Source organism: uncultured Methanobrevibacter sp. (assembly GCF_902771435.1).
In the GTDB taxonomy this organism is placed as follows: domain Archaea; phylum Methanobacteriota; class Methanobacteria; order Methanobacteriales; family Methanobacteriaceae; genus Methanocatella.
This window is the reverse complement of record NZ_CACXXB010000039.1, coordinates 1-10,496: the sequence shown is the minus strand read 5'-3', so window position 1 is coordinate 10,496 and position 10,496 is coordinate 1. Positions and strand designations below refer to the sequence as shown.

Genomic DNA, 10,496 nt, shown 5'->3' with positions numbered 1-10,496 from the left:
GTTATACCTGGTCTCGTTTCGATCCCAGTAGTGAAGTCCTTTTGTGTTTTGTTTGTGTACTATGGTTTTCTATGGGAATTTCATTTCGCTGCAAGCTTTTTCTATTACAATTATTACTTACTATTTTTTTTGACTGTTTTTATCATAATTTTTCTTTACATAATACCAATATTGCATAATTTTCAGGTGATTTTTTGAATATCAAAGTATTAGACACTACTTTACGAGATGGAGAACAGACTCCTGGCGTATCTTTAACCTCAATGGAAAAATTAAGGATTGCCAATAAGTTGGATGAAATTGGCATTGACTATATTGAAGCGGGCTCCGCCATCACTTCTGCAGGGGAAAGGGAATCAATCAAGGAAATTACTTCACAGAATTTCAAAGCTGAAATATTGAGTTTTTCCAGACCTCTGACTGTTGATATTGATTATTGTTTGGAATGTGATGTAGATGGGGTGAATCTTGTTGTTCCCACATCCGACCTGCACATTAATGATAAGTTAAAAACCAATCGTGAAGATCTAATACAGTTGTCAAATGATGCGGTTGATTACTGCAAGGACCACGGCATGGTTGTGGAGCTTTCTGCCGAAGACGCCTCAAGAAGCGATTTTGATTTCCTTAAAACAGTTTATCACAGCGCCATCGACCATGGTGCCGATAGGGTTTGTGTATGCGATACTGTTGGTATTTTAACACCTGACGCATCCCTGGAACTTTTCGCAAGGCTGAATGAGGATATAGATGTTCCGATAGCGTGTCATTGCCATAATGACTTCGGACTTGCAGTTGCAAACACTCTTTCTGCAGTCAAGGGAGGCGCAACCGAAATTCACACCACCATCAACGGTATAGGGGAGCGTGCAGGAAACACCTCCTTTGAGGAATGTGTAGTAAGCATAGACAGATTGCTTGACGAGTTTTCCACAAACGTCAGAATCAGTGAGATTTATGACATTTCCAAACTGGTTGCAAGATTGACCGGTGTATATATCCAGCCGAACAAGGCGATAGTCGGTGAAAACGCATTCGCACATGAATCAGGCATACATTCTGACGGCATCATCAAGAATTCCGCCACCTATGAACCTATGACTCCCGAGCTTGTCGGGCGCAAACGCAAATTTGTCATCGGAAAGCACATGGGGACTCATGGTCTCAATTCAAGACTTAAGGAACTGGGTATGGACGTTGACGAAAACCAGCTCCAGCAGATCTGCGATAACATCAAGGTACTGGCGGACAAGGGAAAAACCGTTACCGATGTCGATTTGCAGGTAATTGCCGATAATGTTTTGGAAATTAACCACGAGGACAGAATCACCCTTGAGGATTTGACAATCGTATCCGGAAACAAGGTCATGCCTACAGCTTCCGTAAAGATAACAATGGATGGCGAGGAGGTACTCAATGCAGGAGTAGGATTGGGTCCTGTTGATGCTGCAATCAACGCCATCAAATCACTGGATATTTTTAAGGACATTGATTTGATTGAATATCACGTAGACGCTATTACTGGCGGTACAGATGCATTTATTGATGTAATAATAAAACTTCAGAAAGGCGATAAGGTCGTCTCCGCAAGGGGAACCGAACCGGACATTATCAATGCAAGTGTCAAGGCTTATATCGCCGGTGTAAACAGATTGCTTAGGGATTAGTGGTTACATGCATATGGATAATTTAAAGATATACGGTTTCAGGGCGAATATAGATTCTGTTGGAGATGTCCTGTCAAAAATAAATGAAATAAAAGGGGACTCAGAGATTATACAGCTTCTAAACGCAGATGCAATAGCTTCCAGAAACCACGTAATCCACGGTGTCAATCAGGCGATCAACGCATTTGAGCGCGGTGAGAACATAGCAAACGATTTGGGTGTTGAGGTCCTTTTGAGGTGCTCAGCGCAGCGCCAGATTTCAAAGGCTTTTAAAATATTGGGCCTCAGCGAAGGCGAAATGAATCTCTGTGCAGTTTTGATTGACTGTGGAGATTATATTGATGAGCTGGAATCTCTTTTTGTACGTGATGATGATGTTCTTGAAGGTGACGAGTCCAAATTAAAGCAGATTTATAATATCACCGATTCCGAATCCGAAAACATGTCAGTTGAAGACATCATTGTTGACAGGATAACAAGGCTCATAGTTGATTACTGATCTTGTCTATGATTTTGTCGAGATGTTTCTTTTCAAGGCAGCTGTAGTCAAGGTTTTTCAGTTCCACTGCAATGGCTTTCTGTTTTATGCGGTTATAGTTGGGACATGTTGTGATGAATCCGCTTTTGTCAATAGGCAGTGACCTTTTCAGATTCCAACCTATCTCCTTTGCATTATCATGTCTTATAATTACATTAACGCCTCTTTTATCTGCATGTATTACGTTAGGTATACTGTTTTTTACATAGTCTGTTGCATTTAATGATAGTTCTAGTTTTTCACCAACGTTTTCAAGTTCGCAACATATACCACTGCATACAATTTGTGATGTTTTGCTTAATTTTTGCGGAAGTGATGTCCTTTTGAAAATTTCATCGCTGCTGGTTGAGATGAATCCCCCGCTTCCGACATTGATTATCTTCGGTGAGCCTGTTGATGCTATGATGATGTCTGAATATTTGCCGTTTCCAAGGTGTTGCTTTTTATCTCCGATTCCTGCAGAGGCATCCTCAATTGTTATTATGCCGTTGTTTCTGCAGTATTTTGAAATGGCTTTGGTGTCTTGCTCGGCGGTGTATCCCGCAAAGCTTGTAAATATCAGTGCAGAATTGTCGGCAATATCCAATTCATCCATATATTCGGGATTTATAAGTCCCAGATCTGTTTTCAGGGTTATTATGTTTTTGTTTAGAAATCTTGCAATCTGCTTGAATCCGTGCCATCCTCCCTGGTCGGGTATGATGATGTCTCCCTCAACTGCTGAAAGCGCAATGAAAATGCTGTTGTTTCCGCTTGAAGTTATCCTAGCCTCATCGTGGGATGTCAGCATCTTTATTTTTTCAATGCATCTGGCTTCATAATCCTCTTTCAAGTTGCCCTTTGCAACTTCCGCCATTGTTTTTAGTGTTTTTTGTGAGGGGGTTTTAAATCTAAACATAATTATCCGCTTTTAAAGTACATGTCAAGTGTAGTCTGTTTTGTGTGAAGCATTTCATTCAATAGCGTTCCCTGCTTCACATATCTGTTGACTGGAATTCTCAGTTTCTCTCCGGAATACTTCAGGCAGTCCTCCAGAGTTTCAAATTCCAGATATGGCCGAAGCATAGCTTCCCTGATGTTTTCCCTTACGTTGAAAACGCCGAGGGGAACATATCCGTCATACGCCTCTCTTAAAATTATAAGTCCTGACTGTCTTTTTATTTTTAACAGGTAATCCAGAACCGCCATTTTGGCGGTGTAGTAGCATCCGCCGACTCTTGAATATTCCTTTTTGCCGCCGTTTGTTTCATAGTCTGAAAATATAAGTTCCTCATTTCTCATCAGCTTTATGAACGCCTCATACCATTCATACTGCCATTCGGTAGGGGTCAGAATTATAATGTAGTAGTTGTTCAGGGCTCCGAATTCGAATACTCTGTATGTGTCGAGGATTTCAAATTTCCTCACTTCCTTTAGGAATTCGTCCGCAAGGGTCGAATCGCATGCCGTAATTGACCAGCGTGTCGGAACCAGTTTTCTTTTGTTTTTCGTACCTATTGCCCCAACTGAAAATGCCTTCTGCATGGCAGAAAACGGAACGTCCTTGTTGTGAAGGTTCAAGACTGCCTCCGTTGCCTTCAAGTCAGTATCATAAAATGTCTTTTCCAGCTGTCTGTCCCATCTCACGGCATCTATGTCGAAGGTTTCTATGACTGCGCTGGGACCGTGGGGCATGCTGTCTTCGGTAAGCATGGAGCCTGTAGGCCTTCTTCCGAATGTTGCCTCGCTGTCGATTGATTTTGATGCCAGGGATATGTCCTGGAGTTTTTCAACAAAGGGATTTTCCAAATCGTCTATTTTTATCAGCTGCTTTCCCCGCACAAGACTCATCCTGTAGTTGATGATTTCCTCCTGTGTCTTGTTCTGTCCGATCCAGTCTTCGGGTGAGTCCATAATGTAGGTGTCACCCATCTGGGAGCTCATCATTGGTCCAGCATACACTTTGGGATAGGACCATCTTCCGATAAAAACTGACGGTGGAGTTGTTCCCTCCAGATTTTTTCCGACCTTAACAGATTTCATTTGAATTTGTTCTGTTAATTTGGCGAGATAGGCATTCTTAGTTGTTTTCATAATTTATCCTAATTTAAAAAAAGTAAAAAAGTAAAAATACTTATGAAAAGTATTTTTAACAGAATTCGATGGTTGCCGGTGGTTTGTCACTTATGGAAAGTGCTACGTGTGTAACTTCGGATATTTCGGAAGTGATTCTTTTTGAGATGGTTTGTATAACTTCCCATGGAAGTTCAGCAACTGAAGCGGTCATCGCATCAATTGAGTTTACAATTCTAACAACGACAAGGTATCCGAAGTCCCTCTGGTCTCCTTTAACACCGGTAACTTTAGTGTCGGTCAGCACTGCAAAGTACTGCCATACGTCTTCGTTGATTCCTCTGGCTTCGACTTCATCGCAGACAATCTTGTTTGCTTTTCTGCAGATTTCTACATTTTCTCTGGTAAGTGCTCCGACAACACGCACACCGAGGCCAGGGCCTGGGAAAGGTTGTCTGTAGACTGTGGTTGCAGGAAGTCCTAATTCGTCACCGATTTCCCTTACTTCATCCTTGTAGAGGTCTCTGATAGGTTCACAGAGTTCAAGTTCCATACCGCTTGGAAGGGCAAGGTTGTGGTGGGATTTGATTTCGCCTTCGGTTTCAATCCAGTCAGGAGCAATAGTTCCCTGAACAAGATATTTTGCTCCGGATTCGATTGCTTCCCTTTCGAACACTTCAATGAATACTCTTCCGATGATTTTCCTTTTCTCTTCAGGATCTTCAACTCCTGCGAGCTGGTCCATGAATTCATCGGATGCATCTACAAATTTGAAATTTAATCTGTCTTTAAATGTATTTGTTACCTGTTCCACTTCGCCTTCTCTTAAAAGTCCATGGTCTACAAAAATAGCAGTTAAATTGTCACCGACAGCTTTTTGAGCGAGTACTGAACATACGGAACTGTCCACTCCTCCTGACAGTGCAATGATTGCTTTTTCATCACCGATTTGATCTTTGATTTTTTGAACAGCTTCATCAATAAATTCTTTTGGGCTTAACATTTTATTCCTCATCCTCTTCTTCTTCGTAATCTTCAATAATTTGTTTAATCATGGCTTCAAGACCATTGTCGTTACCTGATTCAATGGCTTCCATAATGTCATCGTATTTGACAAACTTTTCAAGTTTTACGGATTTTGCACCGATTCCGGAAATTCTGAATCCGTATTCCTCATCACCGATTGGGATATTCACATATTGTCTTTTTAAACCAGCTTTATTGTCCTGTGCTTTTGTCGCTAAATCTTCAGCATTATCAATCATTATTATACACCTTTCTGACAGATTTTATAGAAATTTTTAAAGATAATTTCACCTTTTGGAGTATGATGCACTTCAGGGTGGAATTGTATTCCGTACACATCCCTGTCTTTGTGTTTAAAGGATTCAACATCACATAGGGAAGAACTGGCCAGTATTTCAAACTCTTCAGGGATTGTTTTCACTTCATCCTTGTGTGAAGACCAAACGTCCATCTGAGGAGCCAATCCTTCAAACAGGTTTTCTTCATTTTGAATGTTAATTTTAACCTGGGCATAGCTTTCGGTGTCTGAAGTGGTTACCTCTCCGCCGTATGCCTTAGCAATTAATTGATGGCCGAGACATATTCCCAAAATTGGAATGTCAAAGCTTTTTATGTATTCTTCGCTGTTTCCTGCACCTTCAAGTGACGGACCTCCGCCCAGTATTAATCCGGTAGGGTTTTTGGCTTCAAGTTCCTCGACAGTCAGTGTATTTGAAACCAGTACTGACGGAATTTTCAGATATTGAAGGCTTCTTTGTATCCTATGATTGTATTGTCCTTTATTATTAATCACTAATATTGTCATTTTATACTCCATGAAAATATAATAATATTATTTTTGGTTTTTTTATTTATTATAGTTTATCAAAAAATAGAAAATGTACATGTAATTCACTTAAAGTTTATATATGATATTGTATAAATGTGAAATACATGGAATTACAAGATTTAATATTTATTATAGTTGCTATTTTAGTGGCCGTTTTACTCTTTAAGGTATTCATGTGGTTGCTGCCTGTTATCGTGGTTCTGATAATAGCGTTGTTCATCTATATGTATTTAAAAGAGCATTATTAGCGACTTTCCTTCAAATCATGAAATGCCGAAGTTGCAGCCACTGCACCTTCGCCGCATGCCACAACCCACTGTTTCAGTCCAACGCAAACATCACCTATTGCATATACATAGTCAATGTTGGTTTTTTGTTCCTTATCAATGATTATGTGGCCGGATTCATCCAGATTCACTCCTATTTGAGTTGCCAGTTCAGTATGAGGGATGTATCCTACGCTTATGAAGACTCCGTTGGTCGGAACTTCTGTTAATTCTCCTGTTTTTGTATCTTTTAGAATAACTGATTCAACCAGCATCTCTCCTTTGATTTCCTCAACGGTTGCGTTAAGTATTGTTTCGATGCCTGCCTCTTCAATCATGTTCTGCAGGTGCTTCTGGGCTCTGAATTCGTCCCTTCTGTGGACTAATGTAACATTGGCTCCAAGGTTTTTAAGGTATATGGCTTCCTGAAGGGCGCTGTTTCCTCCGCCGACCATTATGATGTTGCGGCCTGCAAAGAAAAATCCGTCGCATGTTGCACAGTAGCTGACTCCCTTTCCCCTGAACTCCTCTTCGCCTTTGGCATCCAGGTGCCTGTGTGAGCTTCCGGTTGCAAGGATGACGGCTTTTGCATGATACTTGTCCTTGACAGTTGTAACTGTGAATCTGTATTCGCCGTCGTTTTTAGTGATTTCAGTCACTTCCTCCATTTCTTTGAGGTCACAGTTTCTTGTTGCCTGCGTTTTCATCTTTTCAATCAGCTCAAGGCCTGAAATACTTTCAAAACCAGGATAGTTTTCCATTTCGGGAACTTCACGGCCGATTCCTCCTGCAAGGTCACGGTCAATAATCAGGTTTTTTGTTCCCTGGCGGCCGGCGTATATTCCTGCGGTGAGTCCTCCGGGTCCGGCTCCTATGATGATAATGTCATACTGTTCCATAATAATTACCTCTTAATAATTATTTGGCGGTTATGGTTTAAAAAAAGGTAGGATTTAATGAATTAAATTAAATCCTTAATCGCTTGTCTTACGTCTTCCAGATCTTCGGTCGGCTCGAATCTTCTCACGACATTTCCCTGGCGGTCAACTAAAAATTTGGTGAAGTTCCATTTGATGTCGTCGTTGTCCTTGTAATGTCTGTCGACTGCTTTGAGGACAAGTTTAAGTTTGGTTGCACCTTTTCCGGTAATGTCTGTGAACGGCTGTTCGCTTTTGAGGTATTCGAATAGCGGTGATGCATTTTCGCCGTTGACATCTATTTTATCGAATATCTGATATGGCACCAGCCATTTGCTGCGGCATACTTCGGTGATCTCTTCGGTGCTTCCAGGGGCCTGTTTTCCGAACTGGTTGCACGGGAAATCCAGGATTTCGAATCCGTCGTCATGGAATTCTGCATATATTTCATTTAATTCAGTGTATTGTGGTGTAAATCCGCATTTTGTAGCTGAATTTACAATTAATAGTACTTTGTCTTTGTATTGGGACATTGAAACCATGTTTCCGTCCCCGTCCTTTACTTCGAAATCATATATTGACATTTTTACACCTCTTTATGAAGACTTAACCTGGGTTAAGACTTATAATATGATGATATCTGAACTTCTCAACTTATGGAAGCTGAGTGTTCTTGCTTCACGGATCCTATGCTTTTTGGAGTATGGGATTGCCGCGCCATCCCCCTTGTTCAAAGGTTCGGACAATCTACAAGTGTTAATGGAGTTCTTTTTTTTTTAAAAGTGTTTTTGTTTAAAAAAGTTTTATTAACTTTTGTCATTGTCATGATTATTTAATATATTAATATTATTTAAAGTTCATCGGTGAGCATTTGAAAAGTTTAGATGTAATATATTTTTTACTAAATTTATTTATATTTTCATTTATAAATTTTTATTCATATTGAATGTTTTTTGACATAATGTTAACTTTAAATGTTATTTGTTAATCATTAAACATTTTTCATTGAATTAAAATTCAAGGTGTATGAGAAAAATGAAATTCAAGAGAATCATGATTATTCTGGTGATTGCTGTTTTCCTGTTCACAATTGCATCTGCAAGTGCAGGTGATGTGAATGATACTGTGGTGGCCAGTGAAGATACGGGGGAAATAGAATTGTCCTCAAACGATGGAATAGCTGAGGATATTCTGCAGACAACCCAAAAGAACAATACGTTGATACGAGCAAATAATGAGGAAACTGTGAGTTCGCCAGCGGATTCGCAAATATTAGGTGCAGGTGAAGGTACCTATTCCGATTTGAGAAATGATATTAACAATGGTGAGATTACTAAAAGCCTTTACCGTTATGTTAATAGTGATGGTGACTCTATTACAATTACAACCAATTCCAAGGTTATTGATGGTAAAGGTGCGGTTGTTGACATGGCAGGGTCTACTATTCAGGCATTAATTGTAAATGCTAATAATGTAACTATTAAGAATTTCACTTTTAAAAATACTAACGTTGATTTTTATAGTGGTGGTGCTATCTGGTTGCAGTCTGGAAGTGTTGAAAATTGTATTTTTATTAATAACAATGCATCTAGTGGTGGTGCGGTCCATTTGACTGATGGTAATGTAATAAATTGTACTTTTATTAATAACACTGCAACTAATTATGGTTGTGCTATTGACTTTTCTTATGATACTAATGTAATAAATTGTACTTTTATTAATAACTCTGGAGCTTGGTATGGCGGTGCTATTTGCTGTGGTAAAAATACGAAAGTGATAAATTCTAATTTCACGGATAACTCTGCAACTAAAAGTGGGGGTGCTCTTTATTTCAGTTCTTACTCTAATGGTGAGATTCTAAATTGTAATTTTATTAATAACGTTGCACCTGAAGGTGGTGCTGTTTATGCAGATGGGCACTCTTCTTTAAAAGCGATAAATTGTAATTTTACAGGCAACTCTGCAACTTCAAATGGTGGTGCCGTTTATACTGTTCAAAATTCTCCTGCTGAATTAACAAATTGTAATTTTAGAGATAACTCCGCAACTAATAATGGAGGTGCGGTTTACCTCTCAGATGAGGGCAATGTATCTAATTGTAATTTTACAAATAACCAAGTGTCTGCCATTTATGGTTATGGTGGTGCAGTTTACTTTAAGAATAAGGGTACTGTGACAAATTCTAATTTTGTAAAGAACAAAGCGAATAAATATAATGGTAGGGGCGGTGCAGTTTATTTCAATAATAATGGTACTGTGACAAATTCTAATTTTTCTGAAAACTTTGCATGTGATGATGGGTCTTCAGTTTACTTCTCAGGTGATGGTAATGTAACTGATTGTAATTTTGTTAAAGACAAGGTTTATCTTACTGGGGTAGTTTATTTTGATAATAATGGTAATGTATTAAATTGTAATTTTGTTGATAACTATGTTGCGACTTCTGCAATTTACTTCATGCATGAAGGTAATGCAACACTTTGTAATTTTGATAATAACAGAATCTACAATGATGGAATGTATGGAGCCATTACTGGTAAAAACGAGCCAGTTACAGCCGATACCTGTATTTTCAAAACTAAATATGATTTAACTCGTAATACAATTATTCTTTCACCTACACTGAATGTTGATGATTTCACAACAGTTTACAAGTCCGGTGAAAAATTGGCATTTGACTTAAGAACAAATAGAGGCATGCCTGTAAGCAATGGAAATATCTCAATAAGCATTTACAATAAAACTAATGGTGAATGGATTGGAAACTACAGTTGCCTAAGCGGTGAAGGATGGGCTGTCGATTTGCTTCCTGGTTCTTATTATGCTATTTTCAACACTGAATATTACGGATTCACACCGGTCAACAGGTCAATAACTGTAATATCAAACATACGCGAAGGTACCTATACAGATTTAAGAAATGATATTAGCAATGGAAATATAACTAAAGACATTTACCGTTATGTTGAGGGTGATGGTGACTCTATTACAATTACAACCAATTCCAAGGTTATTGATGGTAAAGGTGCAATTGTGGATATGGTCGGATCTGGTATTCGTGCGTTAGTTGTAACTGCTAATGATGTAACTATTAAGAATTTTACTTTTAAAAATGCTAAATTTAATGGTGATGGTGGTGCAATTTACAGTTATGGTTCTTCAAGTGGTGTTGCTTATACTATTGATATAATAAATTGTAAT

At 38.9% G+C, this 10,496-nt stretch carries 12 protein-coding genes; 4 read left to right on the top strand and 8 right to left on the bottom strand.

Annotated elements, in window-relative coordinates; translation table 11 throughout:
* Positions 1 to 194: 194 nt before the first annotated feature.
* Both QZU83_RS09015 and cgi121 read left to right on the top strand, forming a co-directional pair.
* Positions 195 to 1,667 carry a (R)-citramalate synthase gene (locus QZU83_RS09015; protein WP_295611574.1) on the top strand — a complete coding sequence of 491 codons (1,473 nt, stop codon included), beginning with the start codon at positions 195 to 197 and terminating at the stop codon, positions 1,665 to 1,667.
* Between the two features lie 13 nt (positions 1,668 to 1,680).
* Positions 1,681 to 2,166, top strand: coding sequence for a KEOPS complex subunit Cgi121 (gene cgi121 / locus QZU83_RS09010; RefSeq protein ID WP_295611571.1), 486 nt, complete (start codon positions 1,681 to 1,683; stop codon positions 2,164 to 2,166).
* Here cgi121 and QZU83_RS09005 read toward each other — a convergent pair.
* The 5 genes from QZU83_RS09005 to QZU83_RS08985 are packed head-to-tail and all read right to left on the bottom strand — an operon-like array spanning position 2,150 to position 6,088.
* Complete coding sequence (locus QZU83_RS09005) at positions 2,150 to 3,103, bottom strand: DegT/DnrJ/EryC1/StrS family aminotransferase (protein ID WP_295611570.1); 954 nt, start codon at positions 3,101 to 3,103, stop codon at positions 2,150 to 2,152. The genes cgi121 and QZU83_RS09005 overlap by 17 nt on opposite strands.
* A gap of 2 nt (positions 3,104 to 3,105) precedes the next feature.
* Positions 3,106 to 4,278 (bottom strand): hypothetical protein, encoded by a 1,173-nt coding sequence (locus QZU83_RS09000; RefSeq protein ID WP_295611568.1) that lies wholly within the window; start codon positions 4,276 to 4,278, stop codon positions 3,106 to 3,108.
* Between the two features lie 55 nt (positions 4,279 to 4,333).
* Entirely contained in the window at positions 4,334 to 5,260 is a 927-nt protein-coding gene (gene guaA, locus QZU83_RS08995; protein WP_295611566.1) for a glutamine-hydrolyzing GMP synthase, read from the bottom strand.
* A gap of 1 nt (position 5,261) precedes the next feature.
* A complete protein-coding gene (locus QZU83_RS08990) occupies positions 5,262 to 5,522 on the bottom strand; it encodes a hypothetical protein (RefSeq protein WP_295611564.1) in 261 nt (86 codons plus the stop codon).
* A 2-nt stretch (positions 5,523 to 5,524) separates the two neighbouring features.
* On the bottom strand, positions 5,525 to 6,088 hold the full coding sequence (locus QZU83_RS08985; protein ID WP_295611562.1) for a GMP synthase subunit A: 564 nt from the start codon (positions 6,086 to 6,088) through the stop codon (positions 5,525 to 5,527).
* Positions 6,089 to 6,216: 128 nt separating this feature from the next.
* Here QZU83_RS08985 and QZU83_RS08980 point away from each other — a divergent pair, with 128 nt between their 5' ends.
* Positions 6,217 to 6,360 (top strand): hypothetical protein, encoded by a 144-nt coding sequence (locus QZU83_RS08980; RefSeq protein WP_295611560.1) that lies wholly within the window; start codon positions 6,217 to 6,219, stop codon positions 6,358 to 6,360.
* Here QZU83_RS08980 and QZU83_RS08975 read toward each other — a convergent pair.
* The 3 genes from QZU83_RS08975 to QZU83_RS08965 form a co-directional block, all read right to left on the bottom strand.
* Positions 6,357 to 7,277: an NAD(P)/FAD-dependent oxidoreductase gene (locus tag QZU83_RS08975; RefSeq protein WP_295611558.1), complete on the bottom strand. Its 921-nt coding sequence runs from the start codon at positions 7,275 to 7,277 to the stop codon at positions 6,357 to 6,359. The genes QZU83_RS08980 and QZU83_RS08975 overlap by 4 nt on opposite strands.
* Positions 7,278 to 7,339: 62 nt before the next feature.
* On the bottom strand, positions 7,340 to 7,879 hold the full coding sequence (locus QZU83_RS08970) for a glutathione peroxidase (protein WP_295611556.1): 540 nt from the start codon (positions 7,877 to 7,879) through the stop codon (positions 7,340 to 7,342).
* Between the two features lie 39 nt (positions 7,880 to 7,918).
* A complete protein-coding gene (locus QZU83_RS08965; RefSeq protein ID WP_295611555.1) occupies positions 7,919 to 8,041 on the bottom strand; it encodes a hypothetical protein in 123 nt (40 codons plus the stop codon).
* A 289-nt stretch (positions 8,042 to 8,330) separates the two neighbouring features.
* Between QZU83_RS08965 and QZU83_RS08960 the strand changes: the two genes are divergently transcribed.
* Positions 8,331 to 10,496 (top strand): right-handed parallel beta-helix repeat-containing protein (locus tag QZU83_RS08960; protein ID WP_295611553.1); only part of this gene is annotated, 2,166 nt, incomplete at its 3' end.

Bases quoted from the DNA above. Each gene is read 5' to 3' on its own strand.
- QZU83_RS08990 (WP_295611564.1), bottom strand. From the start codon at position 5,522: ATGATTGATAATGCTGAAGATTTAGCGACAAAAGCACAGGACAATAAA.
- guaA (WP_295611566.1), bottom strand. From the start codon at position 5,260: ATGTTAAGCCCAAAAGAATTTATTGATGAAGCTGTTCAAAAAATCAAA.
- QZU83_RS08975 (WP_295611558.1), bottom strand. From the start codon at position 7,277: ATGGAACAGTATGACATTATCATCATAGGAGCCGGACCCGGAGGACTC.
- cgi121 (WP_295611571.1), top strand. From the start codon at position 1,681: ATGGATAATTTAAAGATATACGGTTTCAGGGCGAATATAGATTCTGTT.
- QZU83_RS09000 (WP_295611568.1), bottom strand. From the start codon at position 4,278: ATGAAAACAACTAAGAATGCCTATCTCGCCAAATTAACAGAACAAATT.
- QZU83_RS08980 (WP_295611560.1), top strand. From the start codon at position 6,217: ATGGAATTACAAGATTTAATATTTATTATAGTTGCTATTTTAGTGGCC.
- QZU83_RS08985 (WP_295611562.1), bottom strand. From the start codon at position 6,088: ATGACAATATTAGTGATTAATAATAAAGGACAATACAATCATAGGATA.
- QZU83_RS09005 (WP_295611570.1), bottom strand. From the start codon at position 3,103: ATGTTTAGATTTAAAACCCCCTCACAAAAAACACTAAAAACAATGGCG.
- QZU83_RS08970 (WP_295611556.1), bottom strand. From the start codon at position 7,879: ATGTCAATATATGATTTCGAAGTAAAGGACGGGGACGGAAACATGGTT.